The following is a 24,624-nucleotide window of genomic DNA, read 5'->3' on the forward strand; positions in this document are numbered from 1 at the left end:
AATCCAACTTTATAATAAGCGGTACCACCACACATTCATCAATTTTAAAATTTTTATAGTGTTCCTAAAACAAAACGCAGCTTCCGTGCTCTAAGGCTGAATTACTCGATATAGCAGTAAGTATCAAACACTCCCCATATTCCAATAGAATTAATCGATAACATGGAAATATCAAGTGAACTCATGCTGTTAGAGTCCTTTAAACACCAGAAGCTCACAAGGAAAAGAAAGATGTATATTTATGTCTTAGGAAAGAGATAAACATTAGAAAAATTGTCAATTAAAATTCAAGTGCACTCTCTAAAAAAGTTTTACAATCAAAACAGTAAGACTATGAAACAGGAGGTACCAACCTATGAATCGAATTGAACGTGAAGAGAAAACAATTAGCATAATGGTTGATATATATTGTAAAAACGAACATAAACAAAATACTATATGTGAAAAGTGTCAAAAATTAAAAGATTATGCTTATTTTCGTTTATCGAAATGTCCATTCCAAGAACAGAAACCAGCATGTCAAAATTGCAAAATTCATTGTTATAAATCAGATATGAAAGATATAGTTAAGGACGTTATGAAGAAGGTCGGGCCGAAAATGATTTTAAAACATCCATATTTCGCGATCATGCATGCTGTTGACACAATGAAAAAGTCTCCTGACTTCCCAAAAAGAAAAAAGTACGGAAAGAAAAAACGAGTTGTGTAACAAGCAAGTTTTTTCTTTTCGCATCAAAACCGAACAATTTTAGAATATCAATCCACGCACCTTTAAAGGTGCGTCCACTTAATATACGTATAAATCACATGCTGTTAATGATTTCAATCCACGCACTTATAAAAGCTGCGACAGCGCTTTGTGTTCAAAATAATACACAAATGCGTTAATTCTGTTCAAAAATATGCAAAATTTTTATTTGATAAAGAAATTTGTATAGAAAATCATAAACTTTAATTATAATTTATAAAAACTCAGGTACGCATGCACGATTCATATCATTCTGTTAAAAAAAACGTAAAAAAACATCTGAGAGATATTTCAATGAGAATCGAAGGTTAGTGCCATCTAATTCTTTAATAGATTGAGCTCGGCAAAGCAAGAAGAATAGGTTAATCCTTTCCTGTTTCTTTATAGGTATCATTCCAAAAAGAAAAAAACAATTGGATACAAAGCGACTGCTCCAAATAGTTTTCGCAAATAATATTCCTAGTTCTTTTTAGGATATATGCGAAATTTATATGTTTTGTTTACAAATTTAGATAACTATTTTCTTTATAGTCCATCAATAATTTCAACTTTTAAACCGTCTAATTCATGTACCAAGATGGTATAGTCATCAATCGTTTTTGGTACGTCAATATTCCGATTAATATCCAGTAAACGGTGTACTTTTGCAGAAGAGTACTGACCAAGTTTTGAATTATGCTCCCACCAACAAACTCTCTGTATTTCTATACTTCCTTCAGGACGTGCTGCTGACGCGTCATTTTCAAACAATGTAACAAGTGCATTTTTAATTTTTTCTGCATCCTCCTTAGTAAAACCTGTCTTTTCAGCTAATTGTGTATTTATACTTCCATAAAAAACATAAACTCCAAAATCGACACGATGTTTCATTCCCATCGTATCTGAACTTTTATCCTTTCCGGGCTCAGAATTTACACTTTTCGTAATTTGCATACTAGTGATGTCAATCACATCTATACTGGTTGCCGTATGGATAGAAACAGGTCCTCTTACTCCAACAGAGACACCTTTTCCAGCTCCTCCTTTAAATGCAAAAACTTGCCCAAAGCTCCTGACATCAATCCACTCCTTACATGCGATTGCAGCAAATTGCTCATAAGGATTCTCTTCTGATTTTAATACTTTGATTAAATCTACATTATTCTCTGCTCTTTCCTTTAAACTACTAAACTGGTCTACTCTCCTGTCATTTGATTGAACAAAAATAGATTCCTCCATATCCTGAAGGCGATTTCTTATCTTTCTTTTTATGGCTACATCAGAGATTTCACCATAACCATCATAATTTTGCCTCGGACGATTTCCGTTCAAAGGGTCTCCATTTGGATTGGCCTTTGTAACAGACAGAACAACTGCAAAATCGATTTTATGGTTTAAAATTGTCATTTTTAATTCTCCTCTCCTTTATTTTCTATTGCATCTAATGAAACGCTCCCTTCCTTTTTTTGATACAACTCATGTCGCTGACTATAAAATCCCAACAAGTATCTACCAGATAGCGGTTTGTTATTGAAATCTTCAATATTTATTTTTGAGCCAACCTCATCAATTAATTTGTTATAATACCAAACTTTCTCCCCTAAACGTGCCTGATATGGTTGTAGAGCCCCTTGAATCGTCTTCCATGTTCTTTCTGGGCGTTGAGAAAAAGAATTCATACACCTTCTGGCATTAGTAGCACGCTGATTATTTGTATCTAAAGATTTTCTTTCCAAAACATCCGCAATTGCAAGAAGTCTTCCGAATAAATAATCACGGTCATTATTTTCCTTATCTAATACCAATTGATATCCCTCCATTGTATTAATTAATGCACATGTAATACTTAGTGTTTTTTCCCATTCCCACCTTTCCATCGATACAGGATTTGATGCACGATGAAAAGCACTTTTGACGATGTCAGATGGAATTTTTTTTTCGTCTATAATACAAGGTAGTATACGTTCTATCAATCCTTTGACTAGTTTCTCATTTGCTTGTGGTCCATAAGCTGCAAACGCGATATCTATCATTGATGGGGCTCCATAAAACCTCACAAATTTATTATCTTTATTTTTAAGATAGTGATGTTCCCATGCACAAGTGGAATGCCAGTACTTTAACCTGTTTAAATAAAGATTTTTATCCATATTACGGTAATAGAGAACAGCTAATCTACCTGTCGTTGCTGAATCAAGCATGAGAATATTTACATTATCACTGGACAATAAATTATTTTTATATCCATCAATTGCCTTAGAAACTTCATCAGCAAATTGCTCATGTGTATACGAATTAATTTCTCTTTTTTCTGTTAGTCTTAAATTCATAGAATAAATGTTGTAACTATCTTCTATGAAATCTGGAACATCCTCTGAATCATTACCCCAGACAAGAAATACGCGCTGATCAACAAATTTTCCTTGCTTGTTTATAAGCCATTTCAATGCATTATGTGCTTTTTGGGATACATCATAACTGATATTTGCTACATCATTAGCCCTGCTAAATCTTCCTCTAAACGTAAAGCCGCTCGTATCATTTGCGGAAATCAATTTCGCTTTGTCCCCCGCATTTCTAATTTTATTAGCATGTTTTACTGTACTTGGCATTTTTCTTCCTGTCACATAACAATAATCATCTTTACCCAGAAAGTTACTATAAAACTTGATAAAAGAATCGTACATTTCAGGATCTTTCCAGACTTTTTTCAACATCTTATTCGGAGAATACACATTAAACCTTACAAAAGCATTTTCTTGGTTACCTGTAACTACTGAAAAAATGGCTGGTTTTTCACCAAGTAATGCTTCAGCATCTTTATCCCACGCCTCCAACAATTCTCCCTTTGTATCCATATGCAAAATTCCTTCATCGACTAGGTCCTTTATTAATCGCCTCTTCCTTAAATAAGTATAGATGCTTTTTACCTTAGCTGTAGCATATGGAGATACTGCCCATTCCTCTAATTGCCTAATGTAGTATGAGAAAGGCTCATCTTTTTTGATTTTCCCGCCATATGTAACAAAATCACCTGCCACATAACTCAATTTATCATGTAATGGATAAGGAGCTATTTTTGCCCCAGCCCTGTTTGCTGAATTCTCTGTACATGGAATTAATGTATTTGCATCACTTTTACCAATGATTTCCGCTGTGTGATATTCACCATCATCTGTGACTGAAACTTCGATATGGGCCGTTTGAGTCGTATGGGAGATAGGCAGTAATGTATATTCTTGGCCATTATATTTTTTTTCCATTTTACCGACTCGATCTAAGTTTGATTGATATGTCTCATATAAATTCAATAGCCAACTCATTTATTCTCCCCTACTTCTAATTGATTTATAAGCTCATCAACTGATTCAACGTTTGATCGGTCAAATACTTTTGGCTCCACCTTCGATATTTTGCGGATTTGTGAACATTCTTCCGGCAGGATGAATTGAATAATTCCATCTCTAATTACCGGATTCCATAAACGAACTTCTAGTTGATTTCTTCCTGTTTCATCTGGATAATTGAGCCCATGAACCATTGTTCCTAAATGGATATCTCCACCATAATCATCATAAAATCCTTTGTCTTCACCAAAAACACAAGGCTCCACATATCCTTGGCACTCTCTCGTTCCTAAAAATATGTCTCTACGTCCTCCAGCTTTAAGTGCACGTTTTAGTATGTTATGATGCTTAAATTCGTTGCGGTCAAAAGCTAAATCTGGTCGATGAGGATTAAAAATAAAATAGGCCTTAACCTGATATCGAACATCCTTTAAATATGTGTAATTTGCAAGTGTATTCCCACCACCATATTCAATAGGACGAATACCTTTTGACTCCATTTTGATTGCATTCATAATTCTTATTTTATCAACGACCATAAGAAGAGTCGGCTTCCAGTATATTGATTCGACGATACCCTTAATAGCTTGGTAAGTTGGCACTTGATAAGATAATTTTTCTCCTCCCATTTTCATCAAGGGATCTGTAAATAGAGCATAATTACCGAACACTTCAAATTCAATAGAATTCCTCAAATATTCATCCTCCTTTCCTTACAATCTATATCTTAAAATGCAATATTGTTTTTGTTCCCCTTTAGCAAAGTTACAAGATACAGATATACTTGCTAATTTCTTTTTAACCAACTCTATACTTCTTTCTATAGTATGTTCTTCCAATTCTAGTTCTAATAATTCTGTATTACTGATACTAGAATTATTAACTAAATATTCTTTTATTGTATATTTTTTTCCTGCTACTAAGTCTTCACCTTTGATTAACTACCCAAACATTTTCCTGTCCTAACCCCTAAGGTAACCCTAAGATAAAAGATAAATCATAGTCAGTGCCATACTTATATATTCTAGATGGATCGCCGACTAAATAACGATGCGCACTATTTAAATCTGCATTTCCAATATTCAATGGACAGAATACTTTTTTAGCAAGAGTAATCTTTGGCCACATTAGACTAAGGTGCTTAAAGTACTTGTTTCAAGCAATCAAGGATGCTTACTTTTATTAATGGTCAATTTTATATGTTACGCTCTTCTTATTAGGGATTATGTTTATATATTGAAGCATAAGAGATTTTAATTTTAATGCTACATATAATTATCGTTCTTGAATTCGTATTAGGTGTATTTTTAACCATATATATGGCATTTAATTATTTAGTTGCTTAGATAAAAATATAAAAAGAATATCGCCTTTTACGGTGGCATTCTTTTTTATTTTAATGAGATTTTTTTGTTTACAGATTTCTTGATTTATAGAGTTTTGAAAGTATACTTTTGTTATTGATTTTGCTAAAAATAGATAAAGTCGGATATGATTAGTGAAATCATTATTTCGAATGTACACTAATTGCTAACAGTTTATTTTCGGTTTTATTAGAAAAACAAAGAGGACTTGTAGTAATTACTACAAGTCCTCTTTGAAATAATGTAAATACAAGGGCAAAACAAACAGTGATTTATCGCTGTGATATCTTGGACGCACTGGTTCAAGAGTAGTTTTATTATAATGATATAAGCATAATTTAACCTCTTCTTTTAACTGGATTATATGATTGATTTTTGTATCTTCAGGAATAGGTAATGTATTGCTCTCAAAATGCAAATGTTTCATTCGTAAAACAACAAGCTCATGTAGAGGTAATCCGTAGTCTTTACGCTAGATATTTTTTGAGGAGTGTTATCATATAGTAGTAGGTTAGCTTTTATTTGCGACTTTCTCCTCAACGACTTTATCGATAATATCATCAATAACTTCCGTGCATCTTATAATAAAATCAACATCCTCACGAGTAGTATCACTATTGCTAATACGTTCAATCACTTCTGTTCCATATTCTCTATCTTCATCTGTTTTTGCTAAATACCTTTTGTAAGCCCTTACAACTAGTATTGCTTCTTTTTGATTCATATCAATTTGGCGTAGCTCATCATCAAAGTCTTCCAATGAAATCCCTCCTGTTTGTAAATAACGAAGTCTATTTAATTATATTATAATATGGAAATTTATTGTTGTACTTTTTGTGAACTTGTGGAGAAGGATTTATGGAGGGTGTATATATTGTGATAACTGTGTGATAGAACAGGGGCTTTTAGATTAAACAATATATATTAAATGTCGAGTAGATACTATAGCTCGATGCTGCTGAAAAAGGGATATAGCATTTAAATCAAAGGAGTGGGGAAATGAGTACGCAATATCAATAAGGGAACTAAAATATCTAATGAATCTCAAAAATAGTATAGGTAATGTATATAAAAAGATCACTTGTCTTGGAAACAAGTGATCTTTTTATTAGATAAATTGCTACTTGCCAACAGCAGGTAGTTGTTATCCTATTCATATGTTCAATAGATATTATAACACATTTATTAGTTATATAGACGGAATTGTTTCTAAAGAAATGAGACCAAAAATATTTCAAAAGGTACCATTAATTATTTAGTACTTTAAAAATGCATTGTAGAACCTTTCGAAGCACTAAATCAGTTAGATTTTAATAAACTTCAAAAGTTGTACCTTTTGATATACTAAAGATTACCATTATATATGATTGTCATATTTTGAAACCATTTATTGTTAAATCTATGTTTCATGGATGGGACGAAAATGTAGTGAAGAATTTTAAATAGTAGATAGTAGAGGAAAGCTATTATGAAAGTTTAATGGGAATTGGTCATCAGAAAGTAGACAAGATCTATTCTTGTACTTTTTGGTAAAGAGAGGTTTCCTTATAAAACTGAAAATTCATTTAAAAAGAAAAGGATTTATTTTGATTAAACTTTATTCAAAATGAATCCTTTTAATTTGATATAAAATAAGTGTTTATAAGATGCTTTTAATCAAAATTTATTTCAAAGCAACAATTAACTTGAAGTTTTTGCGCCAGAGCCAGTTTACTACACCGGTCTATAACAAAAAACAGCTAATTATAATATTAGCTGTTTTTGTAATGAACAAATAAGTATAAAAAACAAATTTTAGTAATAATAAACCTTATCAAGTAATTGCTATTAAATCAAAATTTTGTCTATTAGTTGCACGCACAACGTAATTCAATAAGAACATTTCTCTCTGTAGAGAATTTTTTTTGTTTCGTTCTGATCATCTTCATTTGTATTCATCTCCTTTCAAGTAATAATTTTAAATACCAGTATCAACAGCTACTAATTCTAGAGAAAAAACAAATTTTGGTGATGATACACCTTATCAAGTAATTGCTATTAAATCAAAATTTTGTCTATTAGTTGCATGAACAACGTAATTCAATAAGAACATTTCTCTCTGTAGAGAATTTTTTTAGCTTCGTTCTGATCATCTTCATTTGTATGCACCTCCTTTCAAGTAATAATTTTAAATACCAGTATCAACAGCTACTAATTCTAGAGAAAAAACAAATTTTGGTGATGATACACCTTATCAAGTAATTGCTATTAAATCAAAATTTTGTCTATTAGTTGCACGCACAACGTAATTCAATAAGAACATTTCTCTCTGTAGAGAATTTTTTTTGTTTCGTTCTGATCATCTTCATTTGTATACACCTCCTTTCAAGTAATAATTTTAAATACCAGCATCAACAGTTACTAATTCTAGAGCAGTACGGATGTTTTTCTTTAATGGTGGACAAGGACTTTTTTGAGTTCTAATTCTTACTAGAGGACAATGCATTCCCTGACATGCAGGTTTTAGGAAACAATTATTACATTGAGTATCATGTGTAGCATCTGATGTAACCCATAATGCAAATTTGTTATTATCAATATCTAAATCTCCATCTTCATTTATTTTACCTAGTTGATTAAATGGCTCGTGTAAAGCTAATGTACATTTATATATTGTTCCATCTGCACCAATTGCAAAATTATTTGGTAAACCTGCAAAGCAAGTACTACCCATAGGTTGCAGAGAGTTTAGTAATTCCTGTGAGGTTGGAAAATGACAATGAGCTAAAGATTGTACATCACTCATTGCTTGCCAACTTTCGTTAGGCTGATATAATGGTAAGTCTTTTGCTGATTCACCTTCAAAGTTTATTATAGGCTTAAAGTATAGGTGGAAGCGCTCATCCCCATCCAAAAACGTTTGTAATATTTCAATTAATTCCTGCATTCTGTGTTGATTTGTTTTATCAAAATTTGAACGAATTAATATTTTAAATTCCAAATTTGTTTTTTGTATTGCTTTTAAATTTTCAATAATTTTATCAAAGCTTGGCCCACCATCCTTTAAAATCCGATGGGTGTCATGTGTATCTTTTGGTCCATCTAAAGTAATTTGGTATTGAATTATATTTAAATCTACTAACTCTTTGAATAAATCTACATCTAAGTTATAACCATTTGTTGTAATACCAGAAGTGAATTTAAATTTGAATTCCTCAGATATTTTTTTTATTTCAGAATTGATATGTCTAATTGCCCCTATCCCCTCAAGTGGTTCTCCACCAAACCAAGCTATGTTAAAACTATTCATATAGGGAGCTTTTTTTAATACATGTTTTATGACTGAATTTTGAATGTCCTTGGACATCTCTCCTCTAAGGAATTTTTCAAAACAATAAACGCATCTAAAGTTACACTCTTCTGTTGAATAAAGAGTCAATTCATAATGATCACTTCGATATTTCTCCTGATTACGATAGACATCTGCTAATACTCTTTCATCCAAATCGGGATTTACAAGAAAATCATTTTCAACTAATAGCCTTTCATTTTCATTTTGAGGTGGTTTAACCAATCCAGCTCTTAAGATATGTTTTATTTCTTCTGTTTCTGATGGCTGATCCACAGTTGCAATTGCTCCTGATAGGGTATTGTAAAGGATTAAAGTTCCATCTGCAGTTTCATGTCGAACAGTATATCTAGATTTTTTATATAGTTTTTCATTCATCATTTAATATGTCTCCTTCGAACAAATAATTATTAACTCAGGGCTAGTTAAGGTGTATTCTCCTCCATGGAAATCACCAAATACATTGTTTATTTTAAATCCGATTTCTTGTAGAATATTTATTATTTCAGCAGCTGTGTAAACTCTAAGACTAATTTCAAAAGGAGAGTTCTGGTTGTGATTTCTATATTGTTGAATATGAACTCTGCTTGATTGCATATCCATAGAGCGTATCTCTCTGACTTTATCACCATTTGAATCTAAAAAGTCAATCTCCTCCTCAAAATACTTTATAAGAAGTTCTCTATTCAATAAGTGAAGTAGAAAAACACCAGAATTTCTAAGGTTCTTGTAAATTGAGGTTAATATTTCTCTGTCTTCTTTTTCGGAAAAGTAACCAATGGAATTTTCCATGTTTATTATTGCATCATATTTATCAGTAGTTTTGAAAAATCTCCCATCTGAAAAATGAACGTTTGCGCTGCCTATTTGCTTCTGAATTTCATCAAGAAAACCTATGTTGAAATCTAGGCCATCGACTTTATAACCTTCTAAAAATAAAGGGATTAGATGTCTACCATGCCCGCAACAAAAGTCTAGAATTCTAAGATTGCTTTTACCATTCAGAAAAATATTTTTGATAAAATTGAGTTGATCTTCCGTTTTTTTATCACTAAGAGCATTGTAGGTAGTTATGTATGATTTTGCATCGAAGTAATCTAAAATTGTTTGTTTTTTTATATCGATCATGGTATTATCTCTCCCTTTGTTAATTAATCTGAAAAGTCAAAAATATTAATCTGTAAATATACTTACATATTATACTGTTTTTGTCAATAAATGGACTTAAAAGTAAAAAAGTCACGTTTGAAATCATTTTATGGATAATTTCGCATCAAAACAATCTAAAATTATTTGTTCTTTATATCAATAATCGTATTACCTCTCTTCCTTTGTTTATTAATCTGAAAAGTCAAAAATATTAACCTGTAAGTATTTTTACATATTATTCCGTTTTTCGTCAACGAATCGACTGAATAGTCAAAGAATAGCCACATTTAAAATCTTTTTTTCAGAATTTTATTGAATTTATTAAAAAACGCCATTAAAATATATTTTAACGATTAAATAAATTTCAATGAAAGGATGCTATTTCATATGCAAACTTCTTTGGAAAGGAAAGAAGTACCGATTTACAAAAACAAATCATTTTTATTACTCTGGCTTGGTAATGCTGTTTCTAGTATTGGAAGTGCCTTTTATTCCATGACTATTATGTGGATTGTATTTACAGCAAATAAATCCTCACTCGAATCCGCATTTGTTATTATTTCTATGATTACTGCTCAAATAATTGTTTCACCAACTGCTGGTGTATTTGCAGATCGATACAACAGAAAAGCTATTTTATTTTTTACTCACATCGCCTCTTGTACCGTTGTTCTTCTTATATTAGCGATTTACTTATCAACTCACCATATTTCACTCCACATCGCTATACTATCGACTTTTTTATTAAACGTTCTAACAACTTTTTTAGGACCAACTGAAGCCTCTGTTTTACCTGAAATTGTCGGAAAAGAAAACTATGCTAAATATTACGGACAATTTATGGCTGTTAATCAACTCTCTCGTCTTATAGGCAATGGTCTAGCTGGTTTTATGGTCGTTTGGCTCGGTGCTACGTTTTCAATTATTCTTAATGCCTGTACATTTTTATTCGTAGCAATTTGTGTCCTATTAGCAAAAATTCCAGCGCACTCAATCTCACGGCAAACTCATTCTAAGGAGAAAGCAAATTGGATTCAAGATATGAAAGATGGTTGGCACTATATTCAAATATATCCGTACATTAAAGGACTCATTTTCATTGCATTTATCGTCAATATTGGAGCTGGTTTACTAAACCCAATCTTCCCTGCTCTCGCTTATAAAATTACAGGTGGACCCGAAAGTTTAGGGATGATAAATATGAGCTATATGATTGGTGGTATTATTAGTGGATTCATCGCGGGGTATATCGGGAAGAGATTTAAAAAAGGAATAGTTTTAAGTGGAAGCATTTTCTTATCAGCATTTGCAATGGTTGGGCTAGCCTTCTCCCTTTCCATTTGGACAGTATTAATTTGTATGCTCACTATTTCATTCTCTCTTACTTTATTTACGATTATTGATGAAACCATCACAGTACTTCTCGTAGATCAAAGTTATCGCGGTAGGATTGATGGCCTAGCAAGTACTATAATCACTTCCACAATGCCATTTACAATGCTCTTTAGTGGGTGGCTAGCAGATATGTATGGAGTTACGCTACTTTTTCTATTAGGGAGCTTATTTTTCTTTTTAGGAGCTGGAATTGCCTTGAAAAACCCTCATATTCGCAACGTATCCATAGAAACAACAGTTAATGAAAAAGCTCTCTCGTAATTGTATTCTCTTATCCTTCAGAGTTATGTAACAATAGGAAACGTGTTATTATTGAAATAATCAAACACATATTCAAATTGAAGGAGTCGTCTTTATGAATATAAACGAACTCGCCCTATATAAATTAATTTGTGATCCAAAGCGGCAAAATATTTTATACTATGCGACTGAACAACCTGTTACTGTAAAAGAGCTAGCTGAAAAGCTAAATGAAAAACAATCCCGTCTTTACTATCATGTCAAAAAGCTAGAAGAAGCTGGCATATTAGAAGTTGTAGAAACGAAAGCTATTGGTAATTTGACTGAAAAATACTATCAAGCAAATCGTACCGTATATACTCTATCCGATAAACTAAAAAAAGAACATAATGATGAAATTATAAATCATACGAGACATATTATTGAAACAGGTCTAAAAAGAGTTCACTTAAATATGAAAAAAGACGATCATGATGAACTAGCTTATTTAAGTACTATGTATGATAATCAAACTGAGGAAGAATGGAAAAGAACATGTGATAACATCTCAAAGCAATTAAATCCATCAGCAGATGCAAAAACTTCAAATTCATTTTCTCATTCTCTTGCAGATCCAGATTCAAGTAAAAAAAGTACATATGCATATGTCATCATAAGCTATCCCGTAAATGACTAATAAAAAAGATGCTGCCCGGAAGTGATATGGTCCTCGTATAGTAGACAGTAAAAAGAACGCACATTCATCTCTTTACTATGAGGGAATTTTTCTACGGGTAAAATGGGAGTGCCATTGGTATGGAAAATTGATTTCTATTCTCCCCTTGTAAACAAAAGAATAATAAATTAGTGTGTCATATAAAAAATAAGTTTAATGAGAGAAGAATAAATATTGGTAATACGTGTATTAATGACTTTCACATCTTATTAACTTCTATAGATGGAACCCTTACAGAAAAAGGATTCCATCTATTTTATATCGTCATCCTTTATTTAGGTAAAAATTCACTTCCATTGTATTAGAAAAACAAATTGATATATTATTTTCTCTACTTAAAAAATCCATTTAGTTATATTGTATAAATAACTTTAAATTAATATCTATATTACACTAAATTAGTGAAATTATTAGTATAGGTAAATGGAGAAGAATGTAGGATTCTTACAGAAATATATATATTTATATTTAAGATTAATTAACTATAAGAAAATCAATTTCATGTTATAACTAACTATAATTCTTGAATATATGTAAATGGTTTTTCTTTATCTTTTTTTCTTATATGATACAGAAGTTAGTTATGGGAAAGTTAAACAAACGTTCGTTAAAACATTTTGGTTATGAATCAATTTTTAAAATATAAGGATGATTGATAATTACAGAATTCAATTGTCCACTTTATTAAATTTCACGTAACAAAGAAAAAAGTAGCACACATAAAAGAGAGATAAGACATTTATAAATTGCTCTTATCTCCTTTTTATATATGCTAATGCTTGAGAATGGTATTTACACAATTTCTGCATCTAATTCTTAATCATAATACTACTATCAAAAGGTTGGTCACACTGTTGATGCGTTACATTAGTACTGTTTATATTTAGATTCATTAAATTATTAGAATCCAGCCTTCGTGATGCCAACTAGTGTAGACGCGACCGTCATTGATTTCTTATTTAAGCCCCTATATAACAGCACATGTAAATCGATTTGGCAAGTATCATATTGATTCAACTCGAAAACCATCCGAACTACCATTTGACCTTTCATTTTCTTCGAAAAATGTAGTTTTCACTTAAATAATGTATAATAAAAGCCGTAGGAGTATAATACCTACGGCTTTGTAAAAGGAATCTTGCTTTACTATAAAATATCCTCTAAAGGTTTATTCTTCTCCTGTAAAGCTTTCTTTTCACTTTGTAAGAATGAATCTAGTCTATTTATCAGTCGTTCAATATTTTCACTTCTGGTATACTTACTTGGATCGTAACCGTCATCCGGTTCTAAATAATAAATAAATCCTTTCATATCATCTGGATAATTAAAATCACTATACAGGTTAGCTATATTCTCTAATAAAGCATCGTAATCGTTATTTTTTTCTCTCATAGACATTAAAATACAGTACTTCCATTTTCGTTCCTCAACATCACTATTCCAAGGTATTGCTAAATCCATTAATATGGTTTCTATTAATTCGATAGCTTTTTCTTTATTGCATTTTCCCCATGTAAGTTCTAATAATGCATCATCGCTTACGTGGGGATTGTCAATCAAATAATTTGCAGCATATTTATCTATTTCTTCAATGGATAAAAGGCCTAATTTTAATCCGGTTAGCAAAGTAGCCCAACTATATTGTAGTCTATATGTTTTGAAAATTTTATAACTATACATTATATTTTCACTTCTTTCTTGCATTCGATTGCCCTGTTATTCCAACTCCCTCAATAAACCTTCTGTGTGTAACACCTTTTTTAGGGTCAGGGTCAACAATCCATTCAAATACACCTTTTTTACCATTTAACGAACCTTCTACCTGATAAAGTTGTCGCTTAATTCCGTCACCTCCAACTAAATCAAACTTCGATGCATAACTAACATAATTATCAATAATTTTATTAAATGCATGTTGTTCATCTTTTTTTAATGCACTCCCTGTGCGAATATTATCTAAAACAGGATTATTTATTTCTATGGTTTTTTGCTTATATTTAGCAGCCGCTTCTAGTGCCTTCCCTTTCTTCTCAAGGTCGCCAATTTTTCCTACGACTTTCCCAATTACTTTAGATGTACCACCTGATACAACTGCTAGTGTACCCCATCCGTAATCTTCTGGTCCATATTTTCTATCTGTTACCAGGTCTTTACCTTTAATTAATTGACCAATTTCTTTTCCTGTTCCAATCCCTGGTGTGATATCTAAAATGAACGATAAATCTCCGTCATTCTTACTATTGTATACACGAGATGGATCTCCACCTAAATCACGTAATGCATTATTTAAATTAATATTCCCAATGTTAGCTGCTGCAGTAGGGATATTATACTTATGTCGGACAACTTTAGAAGCTGTGTCCATAAACGCATTTCCAAAATCTAATCCAGTATTTACGTCATTATAAATACCCGGTACTCTTTCTTGAAATGCTTGTAAATCTTTTGCTATGACTGGAACATTTTTTCTTGTTACTTGTACAAGTTCCTCCATCCCAGGTTTCGCCGCATCTATAGAGTGTTTTAATCGAATCGTACTTGTTGCAATGTTTCCTAAATCCTCAAACGTACCATTATTATGTAATACTTGCTGAATATGCGTCATACTCTTTGTCAATTCAGTCATCGCATCTGTGATTTGTTTTAAATACACATTAAATTGATCTTGAAACTTTCCTACGTTTTGTATATCTTCTCTAATTACGTCATAAATTTGATTGTTAAACTCTACCATTTGAGTAAGAGATTTTTGCACTTCTTCCATGAATCGAACCATTTCATGAGATCTTCTTAAAATTTGTTCTGAAAAATGATTTGCTTGTTCTTCTCCGAATATACCGGCTCTTTCAGCATCAGCCTGAAACATTTCTATCAGCTGTCGCATCTCTTCTTTTGTTAAACGGTCCCAATCATTTTTTATTTTTTGTCCCAGAATTTTCATTTTTTGATCAAATTCTAGTACTTGTTTTTTTTGTTCTTCTAGGTCACGTTTCGCATCTTCAGCGTCTTTTGCAACATTATTCCACAATTCAATCGAATCAGTGGTACTATTTTCTAAGTCTTGTAATGTTTTTAATGTATTATTGAGTAAAGGCTCATCACTTTTAATATAGTTAAAAACACCTTCAAAAATTTTCAATTTGCCGTCTAATAAAGATAACGGTGTCTTCGCTTCTTGGTCAAAAATAATAGCATCATGGATGCGTACATACCCTTTTTCACCTTTATATTTTACTTCATACCAAGAACCAACTTTTCCTGTTACTTCTATTAATTCACCAGTATTTACGCGCTTTGCTCGTAAAACTTTTTTTAAATCTGGTTCTGGATATACTTTTTTTACAAGAGATTCTAATGTAATCCAACCTTTTATCATTTCTCCATCTTTATTAAAAGAGAAAACCTTGTCTTTATAAGTAAAATCTCCTGTTTGTAAAGCACCAGTTGGATGTAACAGATACCAGTCATATTCTAACTTCATCCAACCGCTTTTTGGTTCACTCTCATAACTAAAGTAGTACGGTTTTCCATCTACTTGTTGCATACCTCGGGATAAGATACCACTTTGATCAAAGTAATGCATTTTCCCATCAATATATTGGATACCCTTTTGTAACGCACCGGATTCATTCGCATAATATTTTGCGCCACCTTTATCAATCCAACCGGTTTGCATAAAACCATCAGGTCCAAAATAGTATTGTTTATTATCAATGGTCTGAAGACCTGTTACACGACTACCATTTTTTAAATAATACGTCCATTTCCCCTCTTCTTGTACCCATCCTTTTGCATTATCAAATAACAACATAGATTTTAATTGTTGGAAATCATAATACACATTATTTACGTTCTCTGTTAGCTCATGGAGTTCTTTCTCCTGATTTTTAATTACATTTGGAGGAAAGTATTTTTCAGGATCTTTTTTATACTCCGTTAGTATAAATCGCGTAAGGCTTGTTCCTTCTTTTACAACATCCCAAGAACGTGTGGGATTTTCTCCTATAACTACAGATTCAAAAATTCTTACATACCCTATTTCTCCTTGGTATTTTACTTGATACCAAATACCTTGTTTACCAATAACCTCTAGTACATCTCCGTCTTTTACTGGCTTCGACTCAAATAAAAATTTTGTTTCTGGTTTAGGATACATTCTTTTAATTTTAGAACGTAATGTAACCCAACCTTTTTCCATTTCTCCGTATTTATTAATTTCAAATTGTTTCCCTTGATGGGTAATAACACCAGTTGCATATTTCCCATCACGTATATAGCTCCAAGCTGTTGCTGAAAAACTCCATCCTGTTTGTAATTTTCCAGGTTCTTTATAATGAAGCCAATCATTTCCGACTTGTTTTTTCCCTTCAAACAACCTACCATCTTTGAAGAATTCATATTCTATGCCATCTAATGTGATTGTTTCTGTTCTTTTACTACCATCTTTTTCGTAATAGTACCAATTCTCATTTTCTTTCACCCAGCCTACCTTATTTAAAACTTCGGCTGCTTCTGTAAATGTTGGTGCATAGGTAGAAAATAATAAAAATAATGATACTATAAGTCCTATGACTTTCTTCATACTCGCATCTCCTTATTAATTCATTAAAAACTTTTTAATTATATATTAGATTTTATTACTATTAAAATAATAAAGACGGATATGCATAATTGCATATCCGTCTTATCGATTCTCCGAAAATAAACAAGCATCTAATTTAAATTAGATGCGGAATGTATCAAGTACATTATCTTTTTCTTCCTTATTAATCCCGATATATCTTAGTGTAATTTGTGGTGTACTATGATTCAATATTTCTTGTAACATAGCAATGTCTTTTGTTTGCTTGTAAAACCAATATCCAAATGTTTTACGCATGGTATGAGTACCTAAAGATTCGACTCCGGCAAAATCTCCGGCTTTTTGTAACTGTCGATAGGCCTGTATTTTACTAATAGGTTTATCACCTTTTCGAGAAGGAAATAACCAGGTACTTTTTAGATCTTCAGCGTATGGAAGTACTTTCTCAAAAATGGATGTAATATTTATGATACGCTCCTTTTTTGTCTTTCCTTCCTTCACTTTAAATTCTTTCCGTTTTTTTCGCTTCAGTTTTAAAATTTCAGTCGTTTCCATTTTAAGTAAGTCGCTTACACGTAACCCCGTATTAATACCAATTAGAAATAAAATGTAATCACGATCTGAACAATGACGTTTAAGTGACCATTTCATGTCTTCGAGCTGTTCTTTGCTTCGAATTGGTTGTACATCAATTAAATGTTGCTTTTTATCCATCTGTTTTTCAATCCCTTTATTTTCAATGATTTGAATGTATACTTTTTTGTCTGTTTTTATATTATCAATGAAATCAGATGAAAGTCAATGTTTAAGGGGAAATGAAAGTAAACTTTTGGCTAAAAGTTTACATTGGGAAATAGATAAAAAATTTTTATTCATATCATTAGCAAACATAAATGTTCAATAAAGATACTTAATTACAAATGCAATTATTTGATTTATAATTATATTTAGAAAATAGAATAGAAAGGTCTTGGTAATATGCTGGGTATTGATGTTATAAAAACAACAGAGGAATTAATTATTAAATGGCAATTGGCAAAAGTTAATATTCCATTAAATGAAATTATTGAAGTTACTGAAGATGATACTTATGCTGGCGTTGAAAAAAATGATGCAATTCGAATTGGGACACCTTATGCTACAACTGATCGCATCTTAATTAAAACTAAAAAGCAAGATTATGTATTATTTACTACTAATAAAGTTTCAATTTTAAATAAAATGAATGCTGTATAGTGATAATAAAGTTATTGAATTTTGATTAAAAAAGATAAGAGCCTTACTACATTCTATATGCAGCAAGGCTCTTTAAAGTTGTTTCAAATTATATCCATCTGCTTATGTAATGCTTAAAAAATGAATAATAAAGTTGTTTACTTCTTATTGAACTAACGCCCCCGTTAGTTTAAGTGTAACTCTTCACAATCATTTGATATTATATAGGTAAATAGAAAGATAAATTAGAGTTTAGTTTATAGTTATAAAAATAAGTTATTTTTCCCCTTATAATTCTTCAAAAAGGAGAGTATATGAAAAAAACTATTGTTTTTGTATTAACGATATTTATATTATTCTCAGGATTCGTAACACAAGGTTATGCGTTGTCAGATTCGAAATCTGTGGCAATACAAGCATTGCTAGATGATGCCTGTCGTACGTCAGGTGTGCCTGGAATGTCAATCTCAATACTTGCTGATGGTGAAGTGTTCTACTTTTCTTCTGGGTATGCAGATCTTGAAAAGGGCCAGTCTGCAAGTGAAAATACACTCTATGAGTTGGCCTCGGTGAGTAAAGCTTTTACTGGTATGGGGATTTTGCTATTGGAAGAGCAAGGGCTGCTATCAATGACTGACCCTATCCAAAAATATTTACCTTGGTTTACGTTAAAGTATCAAGGTAAACCTGTTGATATGCAAAACCTTACACTAAATAACTTTCTTCACCATACCAGCGGCCTAACAAATATTAGACATATTCAAAATATTCCACAAGGTAATACGCCTGATATGTTGCAAAAGACTGTGGAAACACTGGTAGATGCAGAATTGGCGTTCTCTCCCGGTGAACAATATAACTATGGAACCGTTAATTATGACGTATTGGGTTTGGTTATTGAGATTGTATCACGACAAAGCTATGAAGACTTTATGATGGAACAGGTATTTCTACCCTTAGGTCTTCACCAGACGTATGTTTATAAAGAAGATGCTCAAGCCACTGGACAGTTAGCACAGGGTTACCGTTCTTCCTTTTTTATAACAACTCCATTTAACGCTCCGGATTATGCTGGGAATAAACCTGCCGGCTATATCATTTCTAATACAAAAGATATGGCGCGTTGGATGGGCATACAGATGGGTATCGTGCAGGACATACCCGAAATATTTCACAGGGCCATCGAAAAATCACATAGGGGTGATATGTCTGTTTCGGCTGTCAATGATATGTATTATGCGGCAGGTTGGTCGGTAAACGCCGAACAAACGTTTATAGAACACACTGGGGGTAATCCAAATTTTAGTACCGAAGTAGCCATACTGCCAAATGAAAGAACAGCCATCTGCTTACTGAGCAACGGCGCAAATACCAATATAAACCTGGTACTAAAAGTTAAAAATATATTAAACGGCAATCTAACTCAGTCATATGAGATAAGCGGCACACAGCTGTTGGACATCATTTTGTCGTCTACCACAATTATTCTTTGCCTATTAGCCGTTCTGTTATTTTTCTTAGGATTAAGAAAAAAGAAAACGAACGAGCAGCAGCCAATGACAAAAAAGAGAACAATCGTAACAATTATTTTCCTAATCGCTACGATTGCCCAGTGTATAATGTTTTTTGCCTTCGATTGGTCAACGATACTTATTTGGCAAACATATAGTGTTCTTACAGCTTTAATTTCGTCAACATTATTAACAGCAAGCATTACTTGGTTTGTATATACTCACCGATTAGATGCCTCGGTCCGAAAATAAGTATAATGTTAAGTAAATAAATCTTAATTTATCGATATCCTTAATTTAAAAAACAGAAGACACCTCGGTGTCTTCTTTAATGTCATCGACACTTCTCCTAGTTAAACCCACTTGCTATTTCTTCCACTAACCTGCCTCGTTAGTAGAAGAAGGATTTTTAAACAACTATATTATTTTTTAAATGACTTTATTGTAAATTAAACAACTTTATTATCTCTGTACAAATGCTTAATAACTTGATTGGTTTAATATAATTCTTTAGAAAAAAAGGCGACTAATGTAAAGTCGTCTTTTTTCTTTTAATAAATCTGAAAGTAAACTAATGGGTAAAAGTTTACTTTCGATCCACAACAATATTTACTTTAAAATTCCTCCTCTATAACGGTTAAACTTTTTTTATAAACAGTGCGATTTTTTTCGAAATAATTAAGCCTTGTTTTAACTCTTTAATTATCTAATTAATATAAATTTTTTAAATCATATGAATATTTTTTGACTATATTTGTAATTTATTGTAAAATAGTGTATATAAAAAAGGATTTTAGGGTAAATAGAGAAGCGGTATGCCTTCTAGCCCTTAAAAGGCTGTAGCATATCCTTTTTGTTATTTAAAGAGGGAGAGAGAAAAGTATGAAGGATTTAAAAAGACATACAGTAAAGATTTTATTAGCATCTGGATTAGCATTTTCTATGTCAGCTTGTAGTGGTCAAAACGACCATGTTGCAAAAGAACAACAGCAAACACCAGTCAAAGAAAATGTGAAAAAGAATGAATCTGTAAATTTGCCAGTCAATATTTATAAAGATAGCAAGAAAGGTGCATTGACAGGACAAAAATTTACATTTAATCGTAACATTACAAGTGTTGAAATAAAAGACTTTGATGAAATATCGGAACTCAATTTTTTAGATCGGTATGACACCAATGTAAGGAACAGACATTTGAAACTCAAAAAAGATTTTAAACTACTAGTCATTAATATGAAAAATGAAGTAGACGGACAGGTAAGGAGTAAGCCACATGAAGCTTTTTTATTAAATAAAGGTTCAGGGCTTGTAATAGGCGATAAAGAATTAGCTAGTGAGAATGAATTTTTAGAATATCAGCAAACATATATTACTGCCGACTGGAGAGGGAAAACGACTTCAGAACCAAATGGAAACGTATTATTAGCGATTCCGAATGAATATGCCAAAAACAAAAACTTACAACTAAAACTTGTTCAAAAGTTTGATGGTGAAAATAAACTTGTTTATGTTGATGTGAACTAAACGAGATGGACTGATGATATATGGTTGTTTGATTTTAAAAAAACCTTTATACAAAGGGGGAAAACAGTGCAACTTTTTATAAACAGTATGACTTTAATTCAAAACTACAAAACATCAGTAACACCACATCCAATACCTGTAACAGGAGTTGATAGGATTCTAGACATGTTTAATCAACTTTCAACTAGGGGTCACCATATCATTCTGGGAAAATTGTACGCTAAGGGAAACGAAACCTTAGCGTTACAGCCTTTTCTAGAGATAACCACATGTCCATAAAGATAAAAACCTAAGTTTAATTGAACATTGATTTATTTACACACTTTATGAACATGATTATAGCTCAAAAACGTTGATATTATCAAGTTTTATCCTCTGTTCATAAACATAAGATTTTCTGGACAAATGTCTCTTAACGTACAGAAAACACTTTAAATGTGTCTAAATGTACAATTTTCCCAAAATGGTATGGTGAGGCCTAATAGTTACTCTGCTTAAAATAAGCAATATATAAACACCGACATCCAAAATGAAGGGGTAGTTTTGGAATATATTCAACTTCGTCCCATAAGTATATATTTTTTACGTTTCCGCAAATTGAGCATTCTTCAGGATTCTCTGTTTTTAATATTTCAATTCCATCTCCAGCCTTAACAGATAACAAATTGTTTAACCTTTTTTGATTTGACGCTTTAAACAGTACATAGTGTAAATATAATTCTACCTTATCATTATTGCTCGAATTCATTCTCCTAGCATATCCACCATGAGGATTCTTTAGGAAACTTTCTAATGAAGAGCATTTAATTTCTTCTGTAGTTTCAGCTAAAAAGCTATTGGAAATTTTACCAATTTCCTCTCCTAGTAACTCACCGATAATTAGATGTTTTTTTATTAATTTTTTAAATTCTTCTGTATTATCAAGATCATGAAAAGTTAAGTTGAAAATTTCACTACTTGTATTCAATAACTGATTAGGTTCAACAGTATTCCAATCAATACCTAATCCTCTATTGAACACTTGCTGTTGTTCATATTTAATAACTGCTTTAGCTGCTGCTATCAAATTACTATCTTCGATACACTGGGCAATACGAAATATGAGTTGGTTACGTTCTGTATTTTTCTGTTCCTTGTAGTCATTAACGAGTTTTTCACCATCCGGTGTTAATACATACATAGTCAGATTTTTATGAGCTTGATAAATATCCTCTTTTGAAAGGTTTTGTATAAGAGTTTCAATAATTTCGGATTTTTTTAATTTAGAATATCCCTTTATGGGGCACGGCAACGATTCCTTCTTTTTGGGCCACTCATGATTGTAATTTAATCGAAATATCACTTAAACACGCATTTTACAACAAATAAAAGGAATACATTTTGAAAGAAGATTAACCAAAATGTATTCCTTTATGCTAATACTTATCGAAAAATAGAGATATATAATAGACGTTTAAATGAATACAATCCAAATTAGGATTTTGTACATCGCTCAAGCTTCATTCTGTTTAATGGCTTGCTTCATGATTTTTTCTTTTTTTTGTAGAAATATATCCCTAAACAAATACCTATGACAACACAACCGATAATCGTTACTGTAATATACAGTGGGTCTTTATTTATTTCACCTGGGATTACCCTTTCTAAGATTGGGCCTATACACATTGAAAATGCTACAAAAATCGTAATCCAAGATTTTGTATACATCGCAAATATAATGAAAATCAGAATACAAATAGCCGCAATACTATAATTTTGTAGTGTAGTTGCCACAAAATAATCGGTATCAATTTGTTTATTCATCCAAAAATAGAATCCTACCCAGACTCCGATAGCAATAAAATTAGCTAACATTACAAGAAATAGTGAACTTTTTGTAGATGGATATACTTTAGGAATCCCTTTGAATAGTGTAATTGCAAATACAGAAAGGGTCAGAAATAAGGGTAATGATCCAAATAACAATATGTTTTGTGAAATTTTGAATTGTCCTCTAATAGCTGGTGCAAAGCACATATAAGCGACAATAACTAGAATTGCTGCAGGAATTAATACGAACAATCCTTCTTTATCTACAGGTAGTTCTTTCCCAATATTCTTCATATGTTGTTTTCGGCTTTTTCCAATAATAGTATCTACACTTTTTCCCTTGTTTTCAGCTTCTATTAAATGAACTTCTAGTTCTTCCACGATTCCATTTATATCTTCATCTTTTTTTCCTCGTTGCAATAAATACATTCTAAGTTCGACTAAAAATTGTTCAGACTTCGTTGATAACATGCTATTCTCCCCCTTTATTAATCACATTTTCAACAGATAGTTTTAAATCAATCCAACGCTCTTTAAAACTATCCAATTCTTTTTCACCTAATTCTGATAACAGGTAGTATTTTCGTTTTGGACCAGCCGTAGATTCCCTTAATACACTCGTAACTAATCCTTCTTTTTGCATACGTAATAATAATGGATATATCGTTCCTTCACTAAACGAATGAAAACCATAGCTATGCAATTTCTCCGTTAATTCGTAACCGTATATTTCTCCTTCTTGAATAATGGCTAAAATACATCCATCTAAAATACCTTTTAACATTTGCGTTGAGTCTGCCATTTCATCCCCCTTTTCATACACATTTTCTAGTAACTTGTAATACAAGGTAAATGATTACAATAATAACTTGCAATGCAAGTGTTATGAATATAAAAATAACACACGATAACTTGTAATGCAAGGTATATGGGTGTACCTTTTTACCACTCACAAAAACAGAACGATTTTAATAGTATCCATTTTTAACTTTTTCTTATGTTTTATCTTTTAACATAAATATTACTTGATATATTTTTTGTTAACAGAAGATGTCTTCCGTTAACTTATTAAACTTAATATAATAGATATTGTTTACGGAACACATTTAAAATCGATGATAAATTATGTTTACGGAACACAATTGAAGAAAGAAGGATTACAATGGATTTTAAAACCTGGTTAAAAAATGAAGGGAAACGAAAAAGAAATATGGCCATGGTTCGTTTAATGTTACAAGCAGGCCTTCGAATTGGTGAAGTTGCAAATCTAGATCTAGAGGATTATAGAAAAATTGGTAGGGTAGGGACTATTACAATTCGTGAAGGTAAAGGTGGTAAGCTTGATGTAGTAAAGGCTGTAAAAGATATTTGTCGCGCTCTTGATGAGTGGATGGAAGTTCGAGGACAATCTGTTGATAGCAAAGCCCTTTTTCTTTCCACTCATCAGAAAAAAGTATCCAGACAGGCAATTCATAAACAGGTGAAACCACTTTTAGAACAAGTTTCACCAAAAGGTGGACTAACTACACACAGTCTTAGACATACATATTGCAAAAACCTTTTAGAAGTTAGTGGTGGTGATCTTGTGTTAGTTGCACAAATGGCCAGACATGAATCTATTGAAACAACACGTCGATATGTTACTCCATCTGCAGAAGAACAATGGAATATACTACAGAAGCTTAGTGAAGAAAGATAAAAATCTCGTAGAGATTATA

The 24,624-nt window shown here is 31.8% G+C and carries 19 protein-coding genes and 1 pseudogene; 7 read left to right on the forward strand and 13 right to left on the reverse strand.

Annotated elements, in window-relative coordinates; translation table 11 throughout:
- The first annotated feature begins 355 nt into the window (after positions 1–355).
- Positions 356–709, forward strand: a complete 354-nt coding sequence (locus MHB70_RS29455) for a nitrous oxide-stimulated promoter family protein (RefSeq protein WP_061530196.1) — start codon at positions 356–358, stop codon at positions 707–709.
- 564 nt (positions 710–1,273) lie between these two features.
- Here the strand turns inward: MHB70_RS29455 and cas7c are convergent.
- The 7 genes and pseudogenes from cas7c to MHB70_RS29490 form a co-directional block, all read right to left on the reverse strand.
- On the reverse strand, positions 1,274–2,134 hold the full coding sequence (gene cas7c / locus MHB70_RS29460) for a type I-C CRISPR-associated protein Cas7/Csd2 (RefSeq protein WP_061530195.1): 861 nt from the start codon (positions 2,132–2,134) through the stop codon (positions 1,274–1,276).
- Positions 2,135–2,136: 2 nt separating this feature from the next.
- Positions 2,137–4,050, reverse strand: a complete 1,914-nt coding sequence (cas8c, locus tag MHB70_RS29465; RefSeq protein WP_061530194.1) for a type I-C CRISPR-associated protein Cas8c/Csd1 — start codon at positions 4,048–4,050, stop codon at positions 2,137–2,139.
- On the reverse strand, positions 4,047–4,769 hold the full coding sequence (gene cas5c, locus MHB70_RS29470; protein ID WP_061530193.1) for a type I-C CRISPR-associated protein Cas5c: 723 nt from the start codon (positions 4,767–4,769) through the stop codon (positions 4,047–4,049). Before cas5c ends, cas8c begins: the two co-directional genes overlap by 4 nt.
- A gap of 928 nt (positions 4,770–5,697) precedes the next feature.
- Positions 5,698–5,904, reverse strand: a pseudogene (locus tag MHB70_RS29475) (integrase); the annotation flags it as partial.
- Between the two features lie 45 nt (positions 5,905–5,949).
- Positions 5,950–6,198 carry a hypothetical protein gene (locus MHB70_RS29480; protein ID WP_061530192.1) on the reverse strand — a complete coding sequence of 83 codons (249 nt, stop codon included), beginning with the start codon at positions 6,196–6,198 and terminating at the stop codon, positions 5,950–5,952.
- A gap of 1,617 nt (positions 6,199–7,815) precedes the next feature.
- Positions 7,816–9,147, reverse strand: a complete 1,332-nt coding sequence (locus MHB70_RS29485) for a radical SAM/SPASM domain-containing protein (protein WP_000980805.1) — start codon at positions 9,145–9,147, stop codon at positions 7,816–7,818.
- Complete coding sequence (locus MHB70_RS29490) at positions 9,148–9,894, reverse strand: class I SAM-dependent methyltransferase (protein ID WP_061530490.1); 747 nt, start codon at positions 9,892–9,894, stop codon at positions 9,148–9,150.
- 408 nt (positions 9,895–10,302) lie between these two features.
- On the opposite strand from MHB70_RS29490, the gene MHB70_RS29495 reads away from it, so the two are divergent.
- Both MHB70_RS29495 and MHB70_RS29500 read left to right on the forward strand, forming a co-directional pair.
- Complete coding sequence (locus MHB70_RS29495) at positions 10,303–11,571, forward strand: MFS transporter (RefSeq protein ID WP_001194978.1); 1,269 nt, start codon at positions 10,303–10,305, stop codon at positions 11,569–11,571.
- A gap of 94 nt (positions 11,572–11,665) precedes the next feature.
- Positions 11,666–12,226, forward strand: coding sequence for an ArsR/SmtB family transcription factor (locus MHB70_RS29500; RefSeq protein ID WP_001024482.1), 561 nt, complete (start codon positions 11,666–11,668; stop codon positions 12,224–12,226).
- A gap of 1,185 nt (positions 12,227–13,411) precedes the next feature.
- On the opposite strand, the gene MHB70_RS29505 is transcribed toward MHB70_RS29500, so the two are convergent.
- The 3 genes from MHB70_RS29505 to MHB70_RS29515 form a co-directional block, all read right to left on the reverse strand.
- Positions 13,412–13,969, reverse strand: a complete 558-nt coding sequence (locus tag MHB70_RS29505) for a DUF2247 family protein (RefSeq protein WP_061530489.1) — start codon at positions 13,967–13,969, stop codon at positions 13,412–13,414.
- Positions 13,953–16,847, reverse strand: a complete 2,895-nt coding sequence (locus MHB70_RS29510; RefSeq protein ID WP_230306544.1) for a pre-toxin TG domain-containing protein — start codon at positions 16,845–16,847, stop codon at positions 13,953–13,955. Before MHB70_RS29510 ends, MHB70_RS29505 begins: the two co-directional genes overlap by 17 nt.
- Before the next feature lie 141 nt (positions 16,848–16,988).
- Positions 16,989–17,561, reverse strand: coding sequence for a tyrosine-type recombinase/integrase (locus MHB70_RS29515; RefSeq protein ID WP_061530488.1), 573 nt, complete (start codon positions 17,559–17,561; stop codon positions 16,989–16,991).
- Positions 17,562–17,825: 264 nt separating this feature from the next.
- On the opposite strand from MHB70_RS29515, the gene MHB70_RS29520 reads away from it, so the two are divergent.
- The 3 genes from MHB70_RS29520 (at position 17,826) to MHB70_RS29530 (ending at position 21,097) form a co-directional block, all read left to right on the forward strand.
- Complete coding sequence (locus MHB70_RS29520; RefSeq protein WP_327963785.1) at positions 17,826–18,083, forward strand: SunI/YnzG family protein; 258 nt, start codon at positions 17,826–17,828, stop codon at positions 18,081–18,083.
- Between the two features lie 293 nt (positions 18,084–18,376).
- The gene (locus tag MHB70_RS29525; protein ID WP_061530216.1) at positions 18,377–19,825 is read left to right on the forward strand and encodes a serine hydrolase domain-containing protein; all 1,449 of its coding nucleotides are present in this window, start codon (positions 18,377–18,379) and stop codon (positions 19,823–19,825) included.
- A gap of 630 nt (positions 19,826–20,455) precedes the next feature.
- Complete coding sequence (locus MHB70_RS29530; RefSeq protein ID WP_061530217.1) at positions 20,456–21,097, forward strand: hypothetical protein; 642 nt, start codon at positions 20,456–20,458, stop codon at positions 21,095–21,097.
- A gap of 478 nt (positions 21,098–21,575) precedes the next feature.
- On the opposite strand, the gene MHB70_RS29535 is transcribed toward MHB70_RS29530, so the two are convergent.
- From MHB70_RS29535 to MHB70_RS29545, 3 genes are all read right to left on the reverse strand, one after another.
- Positions 21,576–22,388: a hypothetical protein gene (locus tag MHB70_RS29535; protein ID WP_230306524.1), complete on the reverse strand. Its 813-nt coding sequence runs from the start codon at positions 22,386–22,388 to the stop codon at positions 21,576–21,578.
- Between the two features lie 230 nt (positions 22,389–22,618).
- Entirely contained in the window at positions 22,619–23,377 is a 759-nt protein-coding gene (locus MHB70_RS29540) for a hypothetical protein (RefSeq protein ID WP_061530219.1), read from the reverse strand.
- A 1-nt stretch (position 23,378) separates the two neighbouring features.
- A complete protein-coding gene (locus MHB70_RS29545; protein ID WP_061530220.1) occupies positions 23,379–23,708 on the reverse strand; it encodes a PadR family transcriptional regulator in 330 nt (109 codons plus the stop codon).
- Between the two features lie 360 nt (positions 23,709–24,068).
- Between MHB70_RS29545 and MHB70_RS29550 the strand changes: the two genes are divergently transcribed.
- Positions 24,069–24,605: a tyrosine-type recombinase/integrase gene (locus tag MHB70_RS29550; RefSeq protein ID WP_230306525.1), complete on the forward strand. Its 537-nt coding sequence runs from the start codon at positions 24,069–24,071 to the stop codon at positions 24,603–24,605.
- Positions 24,606–24,624 lie beyond the last annotated feature (19 nt).

The organism is Bacillus sp. FSL M7-1020 (genome assembly GCF_038050415.1).
Taxonomy (GTDB): Bacteria; Bacillota; Bacilli; order Bacillales; family Bacillaceae_G; genus Bacillus_A; species Bacillus_A toyonensis.